This is a genomic window from Billgrantia hypersalina, from assembly GCF_052584175.1.
Genome location: NZ_JBMIQI010000018.1, coordinates 368,704 through 389,996 on the forward strand (window position 1 = coordinate 368,704; position 21,293 = coordinate 389,996).

Here is a 21,293-nt window from a genome sequence, read left to right on the forward strand (position 1 = left end):
AGATGCAGACAATGCGGTCAGGGAGATAGCATGACGCCGCCCAACATGGAGCGGCGTCAAAAAGGTCCGGCACTCAGGCGATGACCAGTTCAGCCAACCCGCTTGACCAGCACGGTTTCGCTTTCGATGGCAGCGGCTTCGCGCTCGCGCCGCTTGCGCGTCTTGCCGGCCCGGGAAGGCGGCATGCAGATTCCGCACACGTAGTCATGGTCCGGCGTGTGCGCATGTGCAACGAAGTCGCCGCTGCAGTGGGTGCAGGCAGAGAGCTGCAACAGGTCGCTCTCGAAGAATCGCACCAGGGTCCAGGCACGCGTCAGGGCCAGTACCGGTTCAGCCTGATCAATGGCCACCTGCTCGCTGTAGAGCCGGTAGGCCGTGACGAACGCCTGCATTCTTTCGCACTTCTGCTCTTCGAGCAGGCTGCGATAAATGTTGTAGAACAGCGAGGCGTGAACGTTGGGCAGCCAGGTAATGAACCAGTCGGTGGAGAAAGGCAACATGCCCTTGGGCGGGGACATGCCACGCACTTCCTTGAACAGGCGAATCAGGCGTGCACGGCTCAGGTCGGTCTCGGTTTCCAGCACCTGAAGGCGAGCGCCGAGTTCGATCAGTTCAATGGCAAGCTGAACCTGCTGCATTTCCTCGACAAGACTTTTCTGTGTCATCACTCGCCCCCCCGTGACAAGGAAGCCGCTCCACGCCCTGCCATCAGCAGCGAGGCGTGGAACTGGGACAATCCATTGTCACGGGGGTTATCGACGACCTGACGGAGCTGCTCAATGCCTTCGAAACCGAAGTGGCAGAGCAACTGATTGGTACGTGCCAGGCACGTCAGTTGCGCGGCACCGAGCGATTGCAGAAAGTTGGCGGTTTCGTCATCGATCTTTAGACGAAACATGGCCGCCGCTCTATCGTCAGCGATCAAGCGCTGAGCCAAGAGTAGATAGGCGAGGTTGAGCTCCTGGATATCTTCCAGGTGGTTCGTATTCTTCATTCTGGTTTCCCTGCACGCGGTTGATTCGCGTGTCCTTATATTCTTGTCTCTTGCTATTCCAAGGATCAGGCGGACGCCCTAGCCTCGTAAGGACATACTCGACACACATGCATTGTGACCACTGTTTTGCTACCTGCCAACACCCCATATGAGCGCATAGCCTTAAGACAAAAAAATGAGGCTGCTAATGCTTTCGAACGAGTTTGTTAACGCATTGTGCGGCAAAGCAAAAAAAGTTACGTGTCGATATTGACAAAGCCTTAGTCGCTATCATTCAGTAACAAATTTTTACATATTAGAAGGGTTTTTTGCCCTCTTCCCCTTGCTTGTCGGCAACTTCGTAGACCCAGACGAGCAGTTCAGCGATGACCTGATAGAGCATCGGCGGGATCCTCTCGTCGAGGTCGAGGCCCATCAGCAACGACACCAGCTCAGGGGCATCGTGAACGTAAATGCCTTGGCGCTTGGCTTCGGCCAGTATTCTTTCGGCCATGTCGCCGTAGCCCTTGGCCAGCACCCGCGGGGCATCGTCTCCGTCGCGATAGGCCAATGCCACCGCCTGGCGGCGACGTTCAGGCCTGGGTTCCGTCATCCGTTTCTCCTTCTGCCCCTTCTTGCTCCATAGGGCGCGCATCGATCAACACCGACGCCAACCCTGCCGCCCTGAGCCGACGCTCCAGCTCGGGGACACCGGCTTGGAGAGCCTCCAATGCAGATGCGTCACGGCTCTGCAGCTGTAAACGAACATTCTGCTCCTGCAGCCACATGGCAACGCTGAGCTCGCCCAACTGCGGCACCGAGAGCTTCAGCTCGGAGTGCCATGCCTCCTGGCGCGACTCCTCCTCACCACTACCCGACGAGTCTCCTTCGCGGCGGGCGCCGGCAGGCAAGTGGATCACCAGCGCCATGAAGATGCCTGACCAGACGTCCCCCTCCCAGCGCAGCATCGGCGTAACCAGCATCTCGAGCTGATGGCGCACCACCCCCTGAAGACTCTCGTGCACAGGCTCACCGCCGGCGGGACGTGCCCGCGACGACTCGATGCCCTCCCGCATCGCGGGCTCCGTCAACTCACCACGCGCCGCTACCGGCGCCGCACTCTCCCGGGCCTGACCCGCCGGCCCAGAGCCCTCGGCGATAGGCCGCTCGCCTCTCGCCGCTGCGGGATACAGCAATTCGGTAGCCGCATAGGAGTGTGCCGCCTGGGCTGCCTGGCCTTGGCCGGGAATCGTCTGCCCCACTCCGGATGGCAGCGCGCCGGGCGGCGTTATCGGGCTCTGTGGCGCTTGCGGCGATGCCGGCATGGGCGCCGGCGCTGGCGTACCCGCCTGAGTCGGTGCGGCAGCAGTGAAGCGCAGCGTTCGCATCATCTGGGGCTCACGCTCCAGCTGCTGTCGGCTGACTTCGCCTTTATACCAACGAGAGAGATGGGACTCGTAAAACAGGCCGCTGTCGCGTATCCCTGACTGCAGCCTGTCGGCCAGTGTCGAGGCGCTCGGTACCCCGCTCGAGTTCATCAACGGCACCGCCGCATTCAGTACCGAAGGCGGTGCAGGAAAGCGCACCAGCAGATCGGCGATGGTGCGTGCCGTCGGGCTGAAGTGAGTCTGGGCGGAAGCGGGGGGTGGTAGAGCATCGGCGCGTGGCGCCTGGCTTTCGCCTCGCGGGGAAGGCGTGGCAGTGCCTGGCAGAGGTGCCAGTACCGGGCGACGCCCCTCCAGCCGCGAGTCGCTATGCAGAGCCCTGGGGCCTTCGCCCGGATCGACCGGGCGCACCGGTTCAGTCAGGTCGCGCGGCGCCGCCGTGTCGACACGCTTGCCCAGCACCTGGTGGAGAAGCGTATCCAGCAGTGGCGTAATGCCACTCACGGCGTCTCCGGACCGAACTTGTCGGAGGCTTCGATCACGGCAGTCGCCTGCTTGCCATAGCTGCGATGCAGGTCACGCTGACGACGGCTAGTCCCCATCAACTGACCCAGCTCGCTACGGCGTAAAAGGAGCTGTTCGCGGATGGCCAGGTCATCGCCCAGAATCGCTTCCAGCAGATCGGCCTTGCGCTGCACGCCGTCATGATCCAGCTCGGCCTCCTTGTCGAGCAGCCTGATACGATCCGACAATCGTAGATAATCGGATTGGCGCTCGATAAGCGCATCCCACTCACCGGCTCGCGCCAGCTCGAGCATGATGGCGACCTGCTGCCGAAGCTGGGCGTAGCCGTCGAGTAGGGCTCGGGTTGTCGTCATGGCCATTCAGCCTTGCGCTCCTGCACTGCCGATCTCCCGCCATGCCGAGGCGATGTCGTCCAGTAGGTTCTCGGCCTGGTCGAGGCTCTCCTGGTCGTTGTGCAGGTTGGCGGAAAGCAACAGCCGCGAGATGTACTCATAGAGCGAACCGAGCCGCTCGGCGATTTCGCCGCCTTTTTCGGTGTCCAGCGCCGCCAACAAACCGTTGTTGACGATATCCAGCGCCTTGGAGATGGCCTTGCCCTTCTCCGCGGTGTTACCCGCCTGCATGTGGATGCGTGCCGCGCGAATGGCCCCCTGGGCACCATCGAACAGCATCACGATTAGCTGGTGGGGCGAGGCCGACATCACACCGCTCTCCACCCCGACCCGTGCATAGGCCCCGGCGCCACGGCCGTAAGCGGCTGTTCCTCGCATGACAGTCATGGCGAAACTCTCCTATGGTTCATGACCCGGTTACTGCGGCATCACGCTGGCATGGCCGATCACATGTGCCGTCACTTCTTGCGCCCGAGCTGGGCGTTCATCATATCGAACTGCTGAAACAGGTAATCGCTCACCTGGTTCATGTTGGCAATCATGCTGTCGAGCTGACCGAACTGGGTACGGTAACGCTGCATGGTCTGTTCGATGCCGCGCTCCATCCGCTCGTAACGATCCTTGAGACCACTGATACGAGACTCGAGCCCCCGCTTGGCGTTATCCAGCAAGCCACGATCGCGCAGCACCTGATCCAGCGTCTCGCCCAGCTTGCCGGCAAGGCCGCCCGCCTTGTCCTCGCCAGCGAAAAAAGCGGCAAGCGACTGGGGATCGTTGGCAACAATCCCGCTCATCTTTTCCTCATCGAGCTTGAGGGTACCGTCTCGCTGCAGCGTGATGCCCACATCCGACAGCATGCGCAGATCGCCCCCGCCTACCGCACCGCCAAGCACACCGCGCAGGCGCGATTCGACGGTACGCAGGGCGCTGTCGCCCAGCAACTCCCCTGCGACACCGGTATCTGCATTGAAACGCGTCATCTCCCCGACGTTCTTGCGCAGGTCGTTATACGCCTTGACGAAGCCGCTTACCGCCTCGCGAATGGCCAAGGTGTTACGCTCCACCACTACCGTGTTGCTGCTGCCCTCGGCAGTTTCTTCAGCAAGATCGAGGGTCACACCCTGGATCGCCCCCTCGACCCAGTTGGTCTGGCTCGTGATGGCGATGCCATTGACGGTGAGCGAGGCGTTCTTGGCCGCCACCACCGTTTCGGGCGTAACGCCCAGGTGCTGTTCAAGCCCTCCGGAAAACTCTGCCGTAACTGCCGCCTGGGTGCCGGTCTCGCTGGAGGTAATCACCAAGCGATGCGGGCTACCGGAACCATCATCGATGATGGTAGCCGTGACACCGGATTTACTATCGTTAATCGACTGGCGGATATCTTCCAGCGTGCTCTTGGCAGGATCGATGACGATATCGATCGGCTCGCCTTCACCGAGCGTCAGCCTTACGTTGCCTCCGCCCAGCTGCGCTGTCTTGTCCTCCACTCCGGTAGCGGCAATGCTCTGCGCCGTGGCGAGTGCAGTCACGCTGACAGAGTATCGCCCCGGCGGCGCATCGGACTTGGCGGCGGCTGTGATACCCGTACCGGTTACGCTGCTCGAGACGCTCTGGAAGAACTTCGGGTCATTGAGCTTGGCAGCCGCCTCTTGCAGCTTGGTCAAGCCACTCTGCAGCTTGCCATAGGCCGAGATCTTGGCCTGGTGCCCCTGCTGCTGCAGCTTGATGGGCTCGAGCTTCTTGCGCTCGGCCGCATTGAGCTGATCGAGCAGACTATTCAGATCCAGCCCGGAACCGATGCCCAGTGAGCTTATCGTCGCCATGACGCTTCCTTCTTCATGCGGCTATTGTGGCAGGCTTCGCGCCAAGGGTTCCGGTGAAAAGCCCGCGATCAAGGGGTTATTTCCTAATATCGGCCGGTCACGAACCAACTTTAGGGCGGATACCCTCACCCTGCAGGATTGCCTCATGTCGAGACGGCGACCTCCTCGACCATCTCTCCCAGGCGCGCGGTCACGTCCCCACGCATTATCTCGCCCACGGCCTCGCCGGGCGGTGAAACCTCTTCCGTGAGCTGCACCTGGAAGGGCTTGCCCTGCTGATCGAGCCGTTGTATCCAGCCCAGCGCACCGCCCGAGAAACGCACCAACGAGCCCACCGGGCGCAGCCCGAAGCGCTGCACGTAGCGCTTCACCCAGCGTGGATCGAACTGCTGGGGTGACTTGAGCAGATGGCGGTATACCGCATCGATGCGCCACGCGGGCCGGTCGGCCCGGTCACGGCGCATGGCGTCCACCACGTCGACCACCGCACCCATGCGAGCCAGTTCGGAAAGGTCGTCGCCTTCGTTACCTGCCGGGTAGCCGCTACCGTCGAGGCGCTCATTGATACCCGTCACCATGGCTCGCATGATGTTTACCGAAAGCCACTGACAACGCTCCAGGCGCTGTACCAACAGCTCGACATGTGCCTTGAGACTGGCATACTCATCGGGACCAAACGGGCTGGCCGAAAGCAGGCCGGGCGGCAACAGCCCCTTGCCCAGGTCGTGGACCATGGCGCTGGCTGCGAGCGCCTTGCGGACGTCGCGCGGTACCGAGCCACTCCCGGCCAGCGCCAGCACATGCACGGCAACACTCAACCCGTGGCGCACCAGCAGCGGCTCCTGCCCCAGGCAGCGGGTGGCGAAGAGCAAGGCCTCGATATCCTCCTCCGCCAGCTGCAGCAGCATGTCGGCATGCCGAGACAGCTGTACGGGATCGATGCCGTCCCCCTGCTGCAACTCCAGCAGTTGGGCATCGAGATAGCCTGCTACTCTGGCCAGCCGCCGCGCCATGGGAGTCGGGTACGCCAACAGGTTACGCCGACCCACCGGGGCAGCGGCCCCCACCGACTGGCTCTGGAACAGAGTCGACGGCAGGCGGCCCACATCGGCCTCTTCACCATAGCGTGACGACTCGCGCTCGATCTCGCGCACGAAGAACCAGAGCTTCCGCTCCTGCTCGGCGCTGCAGTTCTCGAAGTGAAAGCCGACCCGTAGGGTCTGACGATCGCTATCCGCCACCTTGTGGCGCGGTGCCGCTTGAACCGAGAAACGTGTGCCATTGGGAAAGCAGAGCTCGATCTCGACCAGAGCCGCTTCAGCCAGCAAGGTAGCCGCCGAGGAAGGCAGTTCGAGCTGGCAGCCCTGCTGCGAAAGGTCCTTGAGGTCGCCCTGCACCGTGGCGTCACCACCGGCTTCGATACCGCGAACGATGGCCCCCACCTCCATGCCCAACCGCAGGCGGGCCCGAAAGGCCTCGCGACGCTGCAGTTCTTCGAGGTAATGGGGGTACTCGCATTGGCAGCGTACTCGCCCCTCCTGCGTCTCGATCTGCAGCGACTTCACGAAGGGGGTGCGGATCATCTTGCCTTGCACCTGCCCCAGCAGCTGAAAACCGATACCGCGCTTCAACTCACCGACGATTTCACGCACCGCGGTAATATCGAGAACCATCGACTCGGGCGCCGACAGCTCCATCACGACGACGGGCAAGGGCGTGCTTCCGGTTTTTTCCAGCAGCAGAGACGCACCGCCCGGCTGGATCAACTGCTCCAGCAGCGCCTCGATCTCGGTCGGGCTCCCCACCCGAATGAACTCGTCCTGCCCCATCCTTGTCTTCCGCCCCTTCAGTCGTTGAGTGTTTTACCGTTTGCCGTGGTCGCAGCAGGGCTACTTATTGAACGGCAGTAACGTGTTCCTGGCCGGCGCTGTCTGCTCCCGCAAATAGCCCTGCAGCTTCTCGAATGGCATGGGCCGGGCAAAGAAGAATCCCTGGAACACATCGCAGCCATGCGCCGTCAAGAAATCGCGCTGGTCGGCTTCCTCTATGCCTTCCGCCACCACGGTCAAACCCAGGTGATGTGCCATGGAAATGATGCCCTGCACGATTGCGCTGTCGTGTCGGCTGGTCGCGATATCACGCACGAAACTGCGGTCGATCTTGATCTTGCCGATGGGCAACTGCTTCAGGTAGCTAAGGCTCGAGAAGCCGGTGCCGAAGTCGTCGATGGAAACTTCCACTCCCATGTCGCGCAAACGATGCAGCGTATCGACGGCCGCAGCGGTATCGGCCATCAGAACCCCCTCGGTCAGCTCCAGCTCGAGGTACTCCGGCGCCAGCCCGGTCTCCAGCAGCGCCTGCTGAAGGTTACTCAGGAAGTTGGCGCGCCGGAACTGCAGCGGCGAGAGGTTGACCGAGACGCGATAGTGTCCATAGCCCTCGGCAGCCAACCGACACATGTCGCGGCACGCCTGGCGCAGCACCCATTCGCTGATCGGCCCGATCTGCCCGGTATCTTCGGCCAGCGGAATGAACAGGCCGGGTGAGAGGTAGCCCTTGACCGGGTGCTTCCAGCGCACCAGCGCCTCGAAGCCAATCACCCGTCCGCTGCGGGCGTCCAGCAAAGGCTGGTAATGCAGCTCGAAATTCTCCGCCTCGATCGCTTCCTGCAGATCGTTGCGCAGCGCCATGCGCGCGCTCACCTCATCGTTGATGTCGCTGGTAAAGCACTCCCAGGCGTTACGTCCCTTCTGCTTGGCACGATACATGGCCATATCGGCCTGCTGTATCAGCTCGACGGGATTATCCAGCGCTTTGTCCAGGAAGGCGATACCCACACTGGCGCCGATGTAGAGCTCATGATTGCCGACCCGATACGGGCGGCGTATGCAGGCAAGAAGACGCTCCGTGAGTCGAATGGCGCTCTCCTCACGCAGCAGCTCGGGCAGCAGAATGACGAATTCGTCGCTACCGAACCGAGCCAGCGTATCCCCCGGGTCCAGCTCATCGGCCAAACGCTGGGCCACCTGAATCAGCACCTGATCGCCCACCTCGTGGCCGAGACTGTCGTTGATCGGCTTGAAGTCGTCCAGGTCGACAAACAGGACTGCAAGATGACGCCCGTGGCGCTTGGCGAGTTGAACATCGTGCAGCAGGTGGTCCTCGAACAAGGAGCGATTGGCCAGCCCCGTCAGCGCATCGTGGCTGGCATGAAACGACAACTTCGCCTCATAGGACTTGCGCTCGGAAATGTCGTGCTGGACACCTACGAAGTGCGTGACGACGCCCTCACCATCCCTCACCGGGGCCAGGTAGAGGTTGTTCCAGAAGGGCGTGCCATCCTTGCGGTAATTGCACAGCGTGACACTGATTTCGCGCTGCTCCTTGATCGCTTGCCTCAGCAGCTCCACGGCTTCCGCGTCCGTCTCGCTGCCCTGCAGGATACTGCAGTTTCGCCCCATCACATCATCGCGACTGTACCCCGTGATACGCTCGAAGGCCTCGTTGACATAGACGATGGGCACGCTGGGGAGCCTGGCATCGGCGATAATGATGCCGTTGATGCTCGCCTCCACGCTGCGCTGCAGAAGTCGCAGCTCCGTCTCGCGATGGTGCTGCTCGGTCATGTCCTTGGCGATGCCATAGAAGCCGATGACCCGGCCGTTAATCACGATAGGCAGATTGGTCACGTCGAGATAGACGCTGTGCCCTTCACGGTGGCGGATGGAAACCGAATAGCGGAAAGCCTCGCCCTTTTCGCCAGCTCGATAGAGCGAACGGATTTGCTCCTGCTCTCCCGGCTGGACCAGTATTGAGAAATGCGAGCCGATCAGTTGCTCGAGAGCATACCCCGTCACCTTGCTGCAAGCGGTGTTGGCCGAGGTGAAATGACCCTCCATATCAACTGAGAACACCGCATCGGGGTGGTAGGTGAACAGCGACCGGTAGCGCTGCTCGTTCTCCTTCAATGCCTCGCGGTTGCGTTCACGCTCGACCGCCAGCGAAACCAGTTCGGCAGCTTCGATAACGCGTCGGCGGTCGCTCTTGGTGGGTTCCCCCGGCCGGCAGTAGTAGATGGCGAATGTGCCCAAGACCTGAGCGTTGCTACCCGTCACAGGATACGACCAGCACGCCTTGAGGCCATGCCGCTCGGCGAGCTGATGGAAGCCGCGCCAGCGCGGATCACGTGCGATTTCGGGGCATACCACGAAGTCCCGGATAAAGGCCGCGCGGCCGCAGGCACCGTTTTCGGGGCCAATCGCCACTCCCGCGACGGCCTTGCAAAAGGCTTGCGGCAGATTGACGCTGTAGAGGCGCTCCAGGCAAAGCCTTGCCTCGTCGCACAGCATGATGGAAGCGATACCGCCCGGCACCTGGGCCTCAACGATGCGACAGATGGCGCCAAGCGTCTCCGCGAGCGGCTGATCGCGGGCGATCAAGGTCTGTACGCGCTGCTGGGCACGCAGGTGGCGCTGGGTACGTGCCAGAGCCAGCGAGCGGCGCCGGCTCAGATCGGCCATGGCCAGGCTGAAGGCCAGCAGGTAGCTCAGCACCAACCCGCCTACGGCCACTCCGAGCGGCATCCCACCCAGCAGGCCCGCTGTGGTCGAGGGCCCTTCGCCGTGCACGCGTACCCTGACAGTTGCCCCGCCGGGGAGCACCAGCCATCCGTGTCGGAGTTCCAGATTCGCTTGGTCGTCAGTCCCTTGATTGGTCACCATCAGGCGACCGTGCCGCTGGACGGAAATCGTAAGCGGCGTCACGAGTGAACGAATCTCCTGGCTGAAGAGATGGCTCAGGTCGAGAACAGCCAGCAGACGGCTATCGGCGGGCTCGGGCAGCGGTACCGAAACGAGAGCCAGCTCGGGCCTGTAGGCATCCGGCAGCACCCAGCGCGGGTAGCTGCCCCCTACCGCCAGCCAGTCCATCAGCCAGTCATGGCGCTCGAGCCAGTTCAGCAGCTGGAATTCGGTGTTACGCTCCCGCCCCCAGCGGAACTGTTCATTTTCTTCCCCCTGCCAAAACAACGACAACAGGCTCGGCATGTCGCGAAAGAAAGCGTTGACTTCAACCTGACGATAACTATCAGGCGGCAACTCCCCCAACTGAGCCCAGCGCTCCGCCAGACGCTGCAGCTCTCGCTGCTGTCCATCCACCACACGTTCGGCGGTGATCTTGAAGTTGGAAAAAAGATCGTTCGCATGTTGCTGCCTGGCTTCATGCTGCTGCCAGGTGAGCGCGTACCAAACCAGTCCGCTCGCCGTCACACCACCCGCCAGGGCCAGGATAGCCCCACGCCCCAGCAGTGGCGCTACGTACGGGTTTCTCGCCTTCAATACCATGGCGGTACCGCACAGCAGCGCAGGCAAGGCGGTGAAAGGCGTGGCGAAAGCCGTACCCCAGGGGCTCGAAGCGAGCAGGTCGGGGCGCAGCCCGGCCACGATGCTCAGGCCGCCAATCACGATGATGCCGATCCCCCCCAGCCACCACATCAATCGAGCACGCGACGAGCCGGTACCAGCCATCAGGCAAGCCGAGACGATCAGTAGCGCAATGCTGGTAGCCGGCGAAAGTGGTTCATAAACCTCAGGAAACGTGGCGGTAAGGCCCTGTGGGAGCCACACCAGCACGGGGGCATGGAGCCCGAACGGCAGCAGCAGCGCACCGCACAGCTGCGCCGCCGACCTCCTGCCCAGCAGATTGGCCAACAGGCCTGCACCGACCAGCAGCATGATGGGCAGGCTGACCGAGGCCGGCTGCCACTCAACCGGCAGCTGCCAGTTCGCCAACCCGTAGATGGCGCCCATGACCAGCAGCAGCACCGGCACGAGAAACAACCAGGTATGCAACGCCACCTGCTGAGAATTGTTGGGCATTTTGCCCCCGCTCGCTAACTATCCTGATCCTATATCGGCAGGAAGCCGCAAGACTTGAGGCTGCGCTATTGTGCAAGCGCGCTATCGGATGCCGCCACCACCTGGTTGCGCCCTTCCCGCTTGGCCTTATAGAGGGCCTCGTCGGCGCGCTTGAGTGCCGCCTGGGGCGGTTCGTCCTGCTCCAGCCGGGTCACGCCGATGCTAGCAGTCACCGCAATATGCTGGCCATCGTGGTCGGTGAACTCGCTTTTCTCCACGGCGTAGCGAATCCGCTCGGCCACCTCCATTGCCCTGGCCTGGCCACTACCCACCAGAATGATGATGAACTCCTCGCCGCCATAGCGTGCCACGCAGTCGTGCCGCCGCGTCTGCCTGACGAGCAGACCGGCAAACTGGCACAGCACCTTGTCGCCGATCGAATGGCCATAGTTATCGTTGATGCGCTTGAAGTGGTCCAGGTCGAGCATCAGCAGCGAGCAGGGCACGTTACCAAGGCTGTCTTGCCCTTCGGTTTCACGCTGCCAGGCCTGAACCTTGGCCAGGTGCACCTCGAGCGCACCGCGGTTGAAAAGACCTGTCAAGGGGTCGTGAGTGGCTTGCCGATAGAGCCGAAGCAGCAGGCTGAGCTGGAAATGGTTGGCCGCCAGGGAAACCACCAACAGGCTTCCCAGCAGCCAGAGATTTTCCATGCCGCGACCGGTCAACCAGCTACCGTCGACAACCTGGGAAAAGGCCAGCAGCCCCAGCATGGCAAGACCGGCACCCAGCGACTCCAGCAGCGTGAAGGGAAAGACGCTCAGCGCGGCCACCAGCAGGAAGGGAATGAACCCATACCCTACCAGGCTCGACACCTGGTCTGGCGGCAACATGGCCAACACCAGCAGATAGAACCCTGCCGGCAGTGCCAGCAGCATACCGGCGCTGAAGCGGATCCGCCGGATACGCTCCCGGCTCCCATAGGCAAGCGCCAGGACACCTACCAGCCCCAGCATCAACACGACCCGGCCTATCAGGATATGGCCCAGCAGATCGGTCGGCAGCACCAGGGCATCCACCACGATCCACAGCGGCGAGAGCAGCGCAAAGATGAGCCCCAGCGCCAGTACGCGGCTGCGCAGGTAGCGCGCATGGGCGAAGGCGAAATCACGTGAGTGGTGATGCCAGCTCAGGGTATCCCGCAGTGAACTCAGACCGACGAAAAGTTCATGCCCCACCTCCGGCGGCTCGGCTAACGCATCCAGGTGGGGGTTCTCGTACTCGCGGGGTTCGCGTGCTTTTCTGATGAGCATGGCTTGGCCTTGTGGATTGGCCGCACGTCAAGATGGCCGGTAACGGGAGCGCGTCATAGAGGCGCGAATGAAACGCAACTGTGCCGATTCGTCGTTATAGCAGAGCGAGTTAATCGTAACGAGACATCGAAGGTTGACCTGAGACAAATAACGCGCGGTTAGGTGGCTATTTCAAGCGCGTCAAATCAAGGAAGCGCCCTTCAGGCGTGAAAGTGAGCCGAAACGTACCATGCACACCCTCCCGGGTGACGACACGACGCAGCGCTTCGGCAGGAAACGCCACTCGCCGGCCATCCAGGCTGGAGGCAAGCACCTGACCTACCCGGCCCTCGTAGTGGGCAAGGCAAGCCTCGGCAGAAAGCTGCAACACGACATCGATACTGGGCATGACGGTAACGAAGGCTCCTGGCGACGTGACCTGGCGTTAGAATTGCCTTCAACGCACGACGCGACAATACTCTACTCGATCCTGTCTCTCGAACGGATGACCCTCATGTTCGCTTCCACGGTTATCGGCCCTGTCAGCTACTCAGCCCAAGCGCCTGGCCCGGCCCAACCCTCGGTGCGTGACGAGCCAACACGCGCGCTGGGCGAAGCCGACAAGAGTGACTCGGCAAATGCCGCGGGCGAAGAAGCCGCCGATGGCAAGGTGGCCAAGGCCGATACTGCCCAGAAGCCCAACGGAGAGACCCTCAGCGAGCAGGAACTGCAACAGCTGGAACAGATGAAAACCACCGACCGCGACGTGCGCCAGCACGAGCTGGCCCACCAGATCGCCGGCGGGCAGTATACCGGCGCGGCCAGCTTCCAGTACGAGCGTGGCCCCGATGGCAAGCGCTACGCCGTGGCGGGCGAAGTCCCCGTAGACTACGGCCCCGTGCCCGGCGACCCTCGTGCCACCATCGGGAAGATGCAGCAGGTGATCAGCGCGGCCCTGGCGCCTGCCGACCCTTCACCCAAGGACCACCAGGTGGCCGCTCAGGCACGTCAGTATCTGCTGACTGCCCAGTTAGAACTGTCGCGCCAGGCCAGCGAGCTGCACGCCAGCCAGCGCCCTCCCCTTAATAGCGGCGCACGCGCCGAGGAGACCACGGCCGAATCGAGCGCGCCACAGAACACGGCCAACCGTAACACGCTGGATGCCTCACCTTCGCTGAGCCAATACGACGTTATCGCTCGGGCGGTGCAGAGCCAGGGCGGTAGCGCCAGGCTCAGCAATACGGCCTGAAGCCCCGCGAGTCCTTCCAGCGTGGAATTAACGCTAGCCATCTCATGACGATAGCGACTTCTCATAAGGCCCTGCGCGGCATACGCTCTCGCTTGCGCGCGGCACCCGTTTACGTTGCGTAACCGGGGCGCCCTTGCCCGAGCCCTTGCTCGCTTACGCAGGAAACCCACATGAAAAGAACTCAAACAAGCGCCTGGCATAACGCCCGTCTCGGGTTAATTGCCTTGAGCATGGTGGCCGCTGCTACCTCAGCCCATGCCCAGGAACCGGATTGGAGCGCCGAGCCCAGCTACGGCAGCGTTCACCTTCAGGCCGGCTTCACGCCCGACCCCTGGACCCAAAGCCTGCAGGCCGGCGGCTCCTCGCCGGTAAGCGCCAAGCTGGGCCCCAACTGCACCGGCTACATCATGGCCAGCGCCCCGGACGTCGACCTGCACTACACGGCCGGCAACATGCCGCTCTATGTCAGCGCTAGCTCAGGCAGCGATACCACGCTGGTGATCAACGCGCCCGATGGTCGCTGGTACTGCAACGACGACTTCAATGGGCTCGATCCGGTGGTCATGTTCCAGAACCCGCCAAGTGGAATGTACAATATCTGGGTGGGCGTTCACGGCAGCGATCAGATGCAGTCAGCGACGCTCCGGATCACCGAGTTGAATCCGACTCAGTAATCAATCCGATCAGACGGGCCGCTCAGTGCGGCCCTGCTCCAGCATCGCCAGCGTATGTTCCCGCTGCTGTTTCACGGACAGGTCGAATATTTCCAGTAGCTTGTCGTAATCTTCCCGCATCTCTTCATCCATGCCGGTGGCCTCAAAACGCGACATTGTTTTGTGGGTTTCTTCAATGACCTGCTGGAGCTCGTCGATTACCCGTTGATGCTCAGCTTCATTCATTCGACATCCCGCCCCTATCCGTCTGATATCCATGAGCCTGGGCATACAGCCGACGAATGCTCTCGATGGCCACGGTTTCATGCTCATCCAGTGCCAACGAAGCGTCTTCCAGCCCTTGTTGAACCGCAATAAACTCCTTAGAAAATCGCCTGAGAAGATGATCGAGATTCATGCGGATCATGCCGAGTTCCAGCTCGAACTCCACCTTGAGTTTATTCAGCCTCAGTTTCTCTCTGGGATCGAGACAAGACTGAATCTTGACCTCAAGCGTATCGGCAAGGAAATGCTCGGTCGCCTTTAGCTTAGGCATAAGAATATCGAGCAGTTCCCTTGCCGATAGGCTCGTGTGTCGTTCGGTCATCTAGTTCTCCTTAAAAAAACAGGCGCCACGAGGGCGCCTGTCGGGGTCCAGAGAGCGAGGCCAAACAAGCTCCTCTCTCTTTGTCTGGTCCAGATTAACCCAGCAGAGACAGCACGTTCTGCGGGATCTGGTTGGCCTGGGCCAGTACGGAAGTGCCGGCCTGCTGCAGGATCTGCGCACGGGTCATGTTGGCCACTTCCACCGCGTAGTCGGCATCTTCGATGCGCGAGCGGGCGGCAGACAGGTTGGTTTCGTTGGTCTGCAGGTTAGTGATGGCAGATTCAAAACGGTTCTGGATAGCACCCAGATCAGAGCGCAGGGTATCCACTTGGCTAAGTGCATCATCGATAGCCTTCAAAGGATCGACAGTCAGTGCCTCACCTACACTAGCTTCACCATCTGTGGCAATAGTTGCCAGATTGTAAGTGCCATCACCATTATCGATGACGTACTCACCGGTGCCATTACCATCCTTATCGTTAATTTCGACAAGATCGGAGCTAGCGAGATTGGTAGCGGTATCGAGCGTCACATCGGCAAGAACGCTATCCACCGGCCCGCTTTGGGTATCAACATCATCAGCATCGACGGCTGTTGAGCTAGAATCAAAAGTCAGGGCACTTGCGTCGCTAGTATCGATGTCATAGTAGTTCCCATCACTAGCCAGCGCGACGTAACCGCCACCATTCTTAGCAAAGATATTTCCGTCTGCAGCCACATCAGCCAACGGCGTGCCATTCTGGTCCTCCATGTCAGCAATAGCACTAATATCAAACTTAACGGTTACTCCTGTGTCAGTATTAGAGGCAGTAGCGCCAAAGTTCTCTGACTGGATAGTACGCTGCGTCACATCAAGGCTATCCATTCTCATGGTTTCTGAAGTGATCTTTTTGAGATCGACACTGATGGTTTCCCCATCATTTGCACCGACCTGAATGGAAATTGACTGGTTTTCAGCCAGCACTTTGGTGCCGTTGAAATTGGTTTCCTCGGAAATACGATCAATCTCATTCAGACGTTGGTTAATTTCATCTTGAATGGACTTAAGATCATCTGCGGAGTTAGTGCCATTCTGTGCCTGTACGGTCAGCTCACGAACGCGCTGCAGGTTGTCATTAACCTGATTCAGTGCGCCTTCAGCGGTCTGGGCGACAGAGATACCGTCGTTGGCGTTACGCTGCGCAGTAGACAGACCCGTGATCTGGCTGGACATGCGGTTGGCGATGGCCTGACCGGCGGCGTCGTCCTTGGCGCTGGTAGACGGTCCTGACAAGAATGGCTTGATTAGCAAAGACTTTTTATGATGCTAATAGTATCACGACGACTTCTTTCTACTCATTTTCTACAGCGCGAGCCTTGAAAAGGAGTAGCTGGCGCATGGCAAAAACCAACCAAGCCATTGATTTCAATGGAAGAGGCACTGTTTTGGCTTTCTACGTCTGATCATTCTTGTCCTTGGGCAGCTTGCTCAAGGTTTCCTGCGTCCTTTTTGCTATCCGGTCGTGGTCGTCCTTGGTGAGCCGGACAGGCTTCAGAACCCCGATTCCGGTCTGCGTCCGGTCCTGCCGCCGCCGTCCCTGGTCAGCTAAGCGCTCTCTGAGGGACTCAAGTGCCTGCGGTTCGAACTCGATCTGAACGCTATCCGAGTAGAGGGTATCGACCTTGACGCCGATTTCTCTCAGTTTTCTTAGCACGTTGGAGTAGGAATCCAGCCGCATCGCGACTTCCATGGTCTCGGCACGCGCAATGGTTGGCTTGGAGACGCCGACCAGTTCAGCGAACTCGGCCTGATTGAGACCAAGGGCACCACGAACGGAACGCAGCGCTACGGCTATCTTGAGGTGGGCGTCGATGTCGTCGCTCAAAGCCAAGGCTCCAATGATACTATTAGTATCTCAATAATAGACAGGGTGCCGCCATCGTGATACTGTTAGCATCACGAGGTGACAGCCATGCCAAAAACTAAACTCACACAACCCTTTGTAGCATCTGCTTCCTGCCCCACAGGCAAGCAGAAGATCGACTATTTTGACACAGATGTGCCCGGCCTGCTGCTGAAGGTCATGCCCACAGGCAAGCGTACCTACTATGTCCGGTACAAGGATCCGCACGGCAAAACAAAGGAACGTAGGCTCCATGATGCCAGCGTGGTTAGCCTGGATGATGCGCGCCAGCAAGCGAAGCAGACCCTTTCCAAGATCGAGCTTGGCCAGGATCCGTTTGCCGAGAAGGTGCTGAAGCGTCAGGTGCCAACGCTCAATGCGTTCATCCATGACACCTACCTGCCCTACATCAAAGCAGCCAAGAAAAGCTGGCAACTGGATGAAGCTCAATTACGTCTGCATGTGCAGTCCAGCATCGGGAAGCTGTATATGGATGAGATTGCCTCTCAACATATCAACAGCCTTTTCATCGCTCACAGCAAGGCTCACAAACCAGCGAGTACCAACCGGATGCTGAACGTCCTGCACCGGTTATTCGTTTGCGCGCTGGACTGGGAAATTCCCGGAGTGACGCAGAACCCTGCTGCCAAGATTCGCAAGCTGAAGGAGAATAATCAGCGAGATCGGTATCTCTCTGAAGATGAACTAAGGTCACTTTGGAAGGTGCTGGATGAACTGGAATCTACCGTTCATGCCAACCTATTCAAAATGCTGATCTTGACAGGGGCGAGAAGAAATGAAGTTGCTGAGTCCAAGTGGTGCGACATCGACCTAATTCAGAAGCAATGGCGCATTCCCAAGAACAAGTCGGGCAAGGTTCGCTATGTGCCATTGTCGGATTACGCTGTAGCTCTGCTGAAAACTGTCGAACGGTTTTCTGGCTGTGACTATGTGTTCCCGAACCCTGAGACACTGAAGCCTTATGTCAACTTGTTTCATACCTGGGATGCAATTCGAAAGGATGCTGGAATTCCCGACATCAGAATTCATGATCTACGCCACACCCATGCCAGTTATCTGGTCAATACTGGCACACCGATTTATGAAGTGAAGGAATTACTGGGACATTCGAATGTAGCAACGACACAGCGCTATGCTCATCTCAGCAACGCGACACTTCTCAGGGCAACCAACACGGTGGCAAGCTTTGTCAATGAAACACTTGCCACCATACCCGGACAATTAGAAAGAAGTCAATTGAAAATTGGGCACCCGGCTTAATCAAAGCCGAATTCGTCGCCCATCTAGGCTGACCTGATCCCAGACAATGGGATCACTATTCAGAGTAGAATGAATTTGTTTGGTCATGTACTCCACCACGGGTCCAACATTGTCAATTCGCTTGATCCATTCATCACTGGCTGCAGTCAACGCAGGATTCCCTGCCGAAGAACTGGCTTGCAGCCATGATTCAATTACAGCATCTCGCAAATTGAATTGATTGCGTCGCTCAGGATTGAGAATTTGCGGCGTGAGATCTTGAATCATCATGTGAACATGGAGCGAATTATCGAAATACCCTTCCTCAATTACCGGAAACGACGTAATTCGCTTCTTGGATCGACGTCCAAATGCCTTTTCACTCAGTTTATTGAGGAAATTCTCAATTGCATTTACTGCCGCGAACCTATCTTTCACAGCATGCTTGAATGTTAACGTGAGAAACCAGTCGAAACTAATATCACCCAGCATCTTCTTGACACCAGCGACATAGCGAAACTTTCTCTTCTCCTCTTCAGTCAGCACAATACCTCTTACCTCAAACTTTCTTCCCGTACTAGTTTCCATCATCTTCTCTCCTGTGTTCAATTTATCAATCGATCAGCTGAATCTACAGATAATACAACCACCAAGACATCCGCCGTCATTGTGCAGATGCCTAACCAACCGGTATAATATTCGGCCTGTGAGCCTCTTTTCGTGGAAGTCTGCCACTGCAGTTAAGTCCACAGAGTGCGAAGAACTGCCTTCACTCACCCACCTATTTACGATGGGCATCTGGAATTCGACCGCATGTCTCAAAATTTTTCAGCCCGGCCCCGGCCCACTGACTCTGAGAAGGCTTTGATCGTTGATCGGATCGAGAAAAGGCAACAATATGGGGTCGTGAGCTATGCGGAAGCCTGCCGTGAGCATGGCGTAGCGCTGAGCACGTTTCAGCGCTGGCGCAAGGCCATCAAGGGAGAGCGCCAGCCAGCCAAGCGTCCCAAGACGCCTGGAAGAACGCTGACGGCGGAAACGCAAAAGCTGATCATCGAGCTGGCGCAAGATCCACGTCATACCAGCGGGGCGAGTGTCGCCAGGGCCGTCAGGGAAGCCGGGGTTGCGGTAGGAGATGCCACGGTGCTGAAGATCCTGCGTGACGCAGGAATCTATCATCAGATCAAGCGTAGAGGTCGACCTTAGCGCCCTGGATGCAGCGTTTCTGACACGGTGTAAGAGCCAAGACAGTGGGTCAGACTCTGGGCTCCTATTCTATGATAGATATAACTGTAACCACCGCCCTGCCGTGCAAGGGTCACACGGTGGATTGTTTCGGCAGTTTCATCGTTGTGGGCAATGCCGTCTTCATGAGATCCGCCAGAGAAGCGCTCTGGCGAATTTTGACAGTAGCCCTATGGGTAGGCATGGGAGATAGATAAAAAAAGGCTCAGCGAAGCTGTCAGGGCGCACCAGAGCGCGTCGACTGCGATGACTCCGACGCATCCAGCATCTGCATCACGTATTGCCGCTGCTCCTTGATCACCTGAGTGGCAATCTCTTCAAGCCGGGCATAGTCATCCGACATCTGCTCATCCATGCCTGTAGCCTCGAAACGCTCCATGGTGGCGCGAGTGTCGTCCAGCACCGCCTGAAGCTCATTAAAGACTTGCTGGTGTTCATCGGGTGTCATGCTCGCCTCGTTTGCACTTGGGTGCGCTTTCAAGGAATGTGGTTCTGCCCCCCATTACTATTGGTATAATTCGGAAACCGAGAAAAGGGCCGCCAACCCTACTTTAGTGCACGGCCCAATTTTAGATCATTCAATCATTAACACCTTGGGTGTCAGCTTGCTAAAATCAAGTCCAAGGAGCATGCCTTGCTGATCCCCATTTTTAATCGGGGTGACATGTGTCCAGCCAGCATCAAAGGCAGTCTGGGAAAACCAGTCAATTACGGTTTGACTAAAATTTTTTGCTTCACTCCCCGTTTCTTGGTTGTACAAGGCTACAACCATTTCTTTGGTGCAAAAATGGGTGGGATTTTGAATAGTAACCCTAGTGGGATCAGGAAAGTTAAAATTTCGACCGGGACGACCCATAAGCCTTAACAAGCCTCTCTGAGTTAGTTTCATAAGCCATAAAACGGGGGCCAATGGCCCCCGTCATTACTTACCACTTCAGCCTTGCGGCCACGCCTTAACTTAACCCAGCAGAGACAGCACGTTCTGCGGGATCTGGTTGGCCTGGGCCAGTACGGAAGTGCCGGCCTGCTGCAGAATCTGCGCGCGGGTCATGTTGGCCACTTCCACCGCGTAGTCAGCATCTTCGATGCGCGAACGTGCGGCTGACAGATTGGTTTCGTTGGTGTTCAGGTTGGTGATAGCGTCTTCAAAACGGTTCTGAACGGCACCCAGAGAAGAGCGCAGACCATCAATTTTGCTCAGAGCTGCGTCCAGCGTGGCAAGCGGACTGGCAGTGGCTTCGACAGATTCACCAGCAGCACCGCCAACGATGATATTTTCGGCTTTAGCACCGATAGTGACAGCAGCTGTCGGATCGTCAGTGCCATTTCCATCAGTAATACTGACGCTTGCAGCATAAAACTCATTGTCAATCTTGACGTAATGGTTACCGTCGTCGTCCACAGTGAAGTCTGCAGCCGCAACAGTTACTTCCTCACCACCACGAGTAAAGGTGATGTCGGCGTGAGCTACGGTAACCGGAGTGCCTTGACCGTCTTCCAGAGCGGCTTGAGTCAGGTCACCTTCACTGACAAGTGTCTGGACGTTAAAAGCACCGTCAACCAGTGTTTGAGAGTTGATTTGCTGAAGCTCTACCCCGATGACTTGACCATCGTTGGCACCGACCTGAATGTTCAGAGTAGAATTTTCAGCCAGCACACGGACGCCGTTGAAGGCGGTTTCATCGGAAATGCGGTCGATTTCTGACAGACGCTGGGTGATCTCGTCCTGAATGGACTGCCTGTCAGCAACGGAGTTGGTGCCATTCTCAGCCTGAACGGTCAGCTCACGAATACGCTGAACGTTATCGTTGATCTGACTCAGAGCACCTTCAGCAGTCTGAGCCAGCGAGATACCGTCGTTGGCGTTACGCTGAGCCTGTGCCAGACCGGTGATCTGAGCGGTCATGCGGTTGGCGATGGCCTGACCGGCCGCATCATCCTTGGCGCTGTTGATACGCAGGCCGGAGGAGAGACGCTCCATGGAAGTCTGCAGGGCATTCTGCGACTTGCTCAGGTTGGACTGGCCGATCATCGAGGTGATGTTGGTATTGATGACTGACATGGGTCATTCCTTCTTTTCGTTGAGGGCTCCATTGGTGGGCCCACTGAACCTTGTTTCATTGGCCCAGCATCTCGGGCCTACCTCAACGGCGC

At 58.8% G+C, this 21,293-nt stretch carries 23 protein-coding genes; 4 read left to right on the forward strand and 19 right to left on the reverse strand.

Features of this window, described 5'->3' with window-relative positions; translation table 11 throughout:
* Positions 1-89: 89 nt before the first annotated feature.
* From flhC to ACOJCM_RS16265, 11 genes are all read right to left on the reverse strand, one after another.
* On the reverse strand, positions 90-665 hold the full coding sequence (gene flhC, locus ACOJCM_RS16215; protein ID WP_445213107.1) for a flagellar transcriptional regulator FlhC: 576 nt from the start codon (positions 663-665) through the stop codon (positions 90-92).
* The gene (flhD, locus tag ACOJCM_RS16220) at positions 665-994 is read right to left on the reverse strand and encodes a flagellar transcriptional regulator FlhD (protein WP_445213108.1); all 330 of its coding nucleotides are present in this window, start codon (positions 992-994) and stop codon (positions 665-667) included. The genes flhC and flhD overlap by 1 nt, the downstream gene beginning before the upstream one ends.
* A gap of 295 nt (positions 995-1,289) precedes the next feature.
* Entirely contained in the window at positions 1,290-1,586 is a 297-nt protein-coding gene (locus ACOJCM_RS16225) for an EscU/YscU/HrcU family type III secretion system export apparatus switch protein (RefSeq protein ID WP_445213109.1), read from the reverse strand.
* Complete coding sequence (fliK, locus tag ACOJCM_RS16230; protein WP_445213110.1) at positions 1,567-2,862, reverse strand: flagellar hook-length control protein FliK; 1,296 nt, start codon at positions 2,860-2,862, stop codon at positions 1,567-1,569. Before fliK ends, ACOJCM_RS16225 begins: the two co-directional genes overlap by 20 nt.
* Complete coding sequence (locus ACOJCM_RS16235; RefSeq protein ID WP_445213111.1) at positions 2,859-3,242, reverse strand: flagellar protein FliT; 384 nt, start codon at positions 3,240-3,242, stop codon at positions 2,859-2,861. Before ACOJCM_RS16235 ends, fliK begins: the two co-directional genes overlap by 4 nt.
* Positions 3,243-3,662, reverse strand: a complete 420-nt coding sequence (gene fliS, locus ACOJCM_RS16240; RefSeq protein WP_445213112.1) for a flagellar export chaperone FliS — start codon at positions 3,660-3,662, stop codon at positions 3,243-3,245. It lies immediately after the preceding gene.
* Positions 3,663-3,733: 71 nt separating this feature from the next.
* The gene (gene fliD, locus ACOJCM_RS16245) at positions 3,734-5,098 is read right to left on the reverse strand and encodes a flagellar filament capping protein FliD (protein WP_445213113.1); all 1,365 of its coding nucleotides are present in this window, start codon (positions 5,096-5,098) and stop codon (positions 3,734-3,736) included.
* 143 nt (positions 5,099-5,241) lie between these two features.
* Positions 5,242-6,927: an HD domain-containing phosphohydrolase gene (locus ACOJCM_RS16250; RefSeq protein WP_445213114.1), complete on the reverse strand. Its 1,686-nt coding sequence runs from the start codon at positions 6,925-6,927 to the stop codon at positions 5,242-5,244.
* 60 nt (positions 6,928-6,987) lie between these two features.
* The gene (locus tag ACOJCM_RS16255; RefSeq protein WP_445213115.1) at positions 6,988-10,974 is read right to left on the reverse strand and encodes an EAL domain-containing protein; all 3,987 of its coding nucleotides are present in this window, start codon (positions 10,972-10,974) and stop codon (positions 6,988-6,990) included.
* Positions 10,975-11,039: 65 nt separating this feature from the next.
* Complete coding sequence (locus tag ACOJCM_RS16260; RefSeq protein WP_445213116.1) at positions 11,040-12,263, reverse strand: diguanylate cyclase; 1,224 nt, start codon at positions 12,261-12,263, stop codon at positions 11,040-11,042.
* A gap of 166 nt (positions 12,264-12,429) precedes the next feature.
* A complete protein-coding gene (locus ACOJCM_RS16265; protein ID WP_445213117.1) occupies positions 12,430-12,651 on the reverse strand; it encodes a DUF2835 domain-containing protein in 222 nt (73 codons plus the stop codon).
* Positions 12,652-12,756: 105 nt separating this feature from the next.
* Here ACOJCM_RS16265 and ACOJCM_RS16270 point away from each other — a divergent pair, with 105 nt between their 5' ends.
* Together ACOJCM_RS16270 and ACOJCM_RS16275 are read left to right on the forward strand one after the other, a co-directional pair.
* On the forward strand, positions 12,757-13,491 hold the full coding sequence (locus tag ACOJCM_RS16270; RefSeq protein ID WP_445213118.1) for a putative metalloprotease CJM1_0395 family protein: 735 nt from the start codon (positions 12,757-12,759) through the stop codon (positions 13,489-13,491).
* A gap of 170 nt (positions 13,492-13,661) precedes the next feature.
* Entirely contained in the window at positions 13,662-14,165 is a 504-nt protein-coding gene (locus ACOJCM_RS16275; protein ID WP_445213119.1) for a hypothetical protein, read from the forward strand.
* 9 nt (positions 14,166-14,174) lie between these two features.
* Here the strand turns inward: ACOJCM_RS16275 and ACOJCM_RS16280 are convergent, their stop codons facing one another.
* The 4 genes from ACOJCM_RS16280 to ACOJCM_RS16295 form a co-directional block, all read right to left on the reverse strand.
* On the reverse strand, positions 14,175-14,390 hold the full coding sequence (locus ACOJCM_RS16280; RefSeq protein ID WP_445213120.1) for a hypothetical protein: 216 nt from the start codon (positions 14,388-14,390) through the stop codon (positions 14,175-14,177).
* Positions 14,383-14,751: a hypothetical protein gene (locus ACOJCM_RS16285; protein ID WP_445213121.1), complete on the reverse strand. Its 369-nt coding sequence runs from the start codon at positions 14,749-14,751 to the stop codon at positions 14,383-14,385. The genes ACOJCM_RS16280 and ACOJCM_RS16285 overlap by 8 nt, the downstream gene beginning before the upstream one ends.
* Positions 14,752-14,845: 94 nt before the next feature.
* Positions 14,846-16,042 (reverse strand): FliC/FljB family flagellin, encoded by a 1,197-nt coding sequence (locus tag ACOJCM_RS16290; RefSeq protein ID WP_445213122.1) that lies wholly within the window; start codon positions 16,040-16,042, stop codon positions 14,846-14,848.
* Between the two features lie 142 nt (positions 16,043-16,184).
* A complete protein-coding gene (locus tag ACOJCM_RS16295; RefSeq protein ID WP_445213123.1) occupies positions 16,185-16,616 on the reverse strand; it encodes a helix-turn-helix domain-containing protein in 432 nt (143 codons plus the stop codon).
* 87 nt (positions 16,617-16,703) lie between these two features.
* Here ACOJCM_RS16295 and ACOJCM_RS16300 point away from each other — a divergent pair, with 87 nt between their 5' ends.
* Positions 16,704-17,915, forward strand: coding sequence for a tyrosine-type recombinase/integrase (locus ACOJCM_RS16300; RefSeq protein ID WP_445213124.1), 1,212 nt, complete (start codon positions 16,704-16,706; stop codon positions 17,913-17,915).
* Here ACOJCM_RS16300 and ACOJCM_RS16305 read toward each other — a convergent pair whose 3' ends face one another.
* Entirely contained in the window at positions 17,916-18,485 is a 570-nt protein-coding gene (locus ACOJCM_RS16305) for a hypothetical protein (protein WP_445213125.1), read from the reverse strand.
* Positions 18,486-18,707: 222 nt separating this feature from the next.
* Between ACOJCM_RS16305 and ACOJCM_RS16310 the strand changes: the two genes are divergently transcribed.
* A complete protein-coding gene (locus ACOJCM_RS16310; RefSeq protein ID WP_445213126.1) occupies positions 18,708-19,100 on the forward strand; it encodes a transposase in 393 nt (130 codons plus the stop codon).
* Between the two features lie 256 nt (positions 19,101-19,356).
* Here the strand turns inward: ACOJCM_RS16310 and ACOJCM_RS16315 are convergent, their stop codons facing one another.
* The 3 genes from ACOJCM_RS16315 to ACOJCM_RS16325 all read right to left on the reverse strand — a co-directional run bounded on the left by ACOJCM_RS16315 (position 19,357) and on the right by ACOJCM_RS16325 (position 21,201).
* Positions 19,357-19,587 (reverse strand): hypothetical protein, encoded by a 231-nt coding sequence (locus tag ACOJCM_RS16315; RefSeq protein ID WP_445213127.1) that lies wholly within the window; start codon positions 19,585-19,587, stop codon positions 19,357-19,359.
* Positions 19,588-19,713: 126 nt separating this feature from the next.
* Positions 19,714-19,995, reverse strand: coding sequence for a hypothetical protein (locus tag ACOJCM_RS16320; protein WP_445213128.1), 282 nt, complete (start codon positions 19,993-19,995; stop codon positions 19,714-19,716).
* A gap of 102 nt (positions 19,996-20,097) precedes the next feature.
* Positions 20,098-21,201: a FliC/FljB family flagellin gene (locus tag ACOJCM_RS16325; protein ID WP_445213129.1), complete on the reverse strand. Its 1,104-nt coding sequence runs from the start codon at positions 21,199-21,201 to the stop codon at positions 20,098-20,100.
* Between the last annotated feature and the right edge of the window lie 92 nt (positions 21,202-21,293).

What these genes read in the sequence shown, in the direction of transcription:
- ACOJCM_RS16275 (WP_445213119.1), top strand. Translation starts at nt 13,662, where the DNA reads ATGAAAAGAACTCAAACAAGCGCCTGGCATAACGCCCGTCTCGGGTTA.
- ACOJCM_RS16225 (WP_445213109.1), bottom strand. Translation starts at nt 1,586, where the DNA reads ATGACGGAACCCAGGCCTGAACGTCGCCGCCAGGCGGTGGCATTGGCC.
- ACOJCM_RS16255 (WP_445213115.1), bottom strand. Translation starts at nt 10,974, where the DNA reads ATGCCCAACAATTCTCAGCAGGTGGCGTTGCATACCTGGTTGTTTCTC.
- flhD (WP_445213108.1), bottom strand. Translation starts at nt 994, where the DNA reads ATGAAGAATACGAACCACCTGGAAGATATCCAGGAGCTCAACCTCGCC.
- ACOJCM_RS16235 (WP_445213111.1), bottom strand. Translation starts at nt 3,242, where the DNA reads ATGGCCATGACGACAACCCGAGCCCTACTCGACGGCTACGCCCAGCTT.
- ACOJCM_RS16285 (WP_445213121.1), bottom strand. Translation starts at nt 14,751, where the DNA reads ATGACCGAACGACACACGAGCCTATCGGCAAGGGAACTGCTCGATATT.
- ACOJCM_RS16325 (WP_445213129.1), bottom strand. Translation starts at nt 21,201, where the DNA reads ATGTCAGTCATCAATACCAACATCACCTCGATGATCGGCCAGTCCAAC.
- ACOJCM_RS16280 (WP_445213120.1), bottom strand. Translation starts at nt 14,390, where the DNA reads ATGAATGAAGCTGAGCATCAACGGGTAATCGACGAGCTCCAGCAGGTC.
- ACOJCM_RS16260 (WP_445213116.1), bottom strand. Translation starts at nt 12,263, where the DNA reads ATGCTCATCAGAAAAGCACGCGAACCCCGCGAGTACGAGAACCCCCAC.
- ACOJCM_RS16315 (WP_445213127.1), bottom strand. Translation starts at nt 19,587, where the DNA reads ATGACACCCGATGAACACCAGCAAGTCTTTAATGAGCTTCAGGCGGTG.
- ACOJCM_RS16265 (WP_445213117.1), bottom strand. Translation starts at nt 12,651, where the DNA reads ATGCCCAGTATCGATGTCGTGTTGCAGCTTTCTGCCGAGGCTTGCCTT.
- ACOJCM_RS16300 (WP_445213124.1), top strand. Translation starts at nt 16,704, where the DNA reads ATGCCAAAAACTAAACTCACACAACCCTTTGTAGCATCTGCTTCCTGC.
- flhC (WP_445213107.1), bottom strand. Translation starts at nt 665, where the DNA reads ATGACACAGAAAAGTCTTGTCGAGGAAATGCAGCAGGTTCAGCTTGCC.
- ACOJCM_RS16250 (WP_445213114.1), bottom strand. Translation starts at nt 6,927, where the DNA reads ATGGGGCAGGACGAGTTCATTCGGGTGGGGAGCCCGACCGAGATCGAG.
- ACOJCM_RS16270 (WP_445213118.1), top strand. Translation starts at nt 12,757, where the DNA reads ATGTTCGCTTCCACGGTTATCGGCCCTGTCAGCTACTCAGCCCAAGCG.
- fliS (WP_445213112.1), bottom strand. Translation starts at nt 3,662, where the DNA reads ATGACTGTCATGCGAGGAACAGCCGCTTACGGCCGTGGCGCCGGGGCC.
- ACOJCM_RS16320 (WP_445213128.1), bottom strand. Translation starts at nt 19,995, where the DNA reads ATGGGTCGTCCCGGTCGAAATTTTAACTTTCCTGATCCCACTAGGGTT.
- fliD (WP_445213113.1), bottom strand. Translation starts at nt 5,098, where the DNA reads ATGGCGACGATAAGCTCACTGGGCATCGGTTCCGGGCTGGATCTGAAT.
- ACOJCM_RS16310 (WP_445213126.1), top strand. Translation starts at nt 18,708, where the DNA reads ATGTCTCAAAATTTTTCAGCCCGGCCCCGGCCCACTGACTCTGAGAAG.
- ACOJCM_RS16305 (WP_445213125.1), bottom strand. Translation starts at nt 18,485, where the DNA reads ATGATGGAAACTAGTACGGGAAGAAAGTTTGAGGTAAGAGGTATTGTG.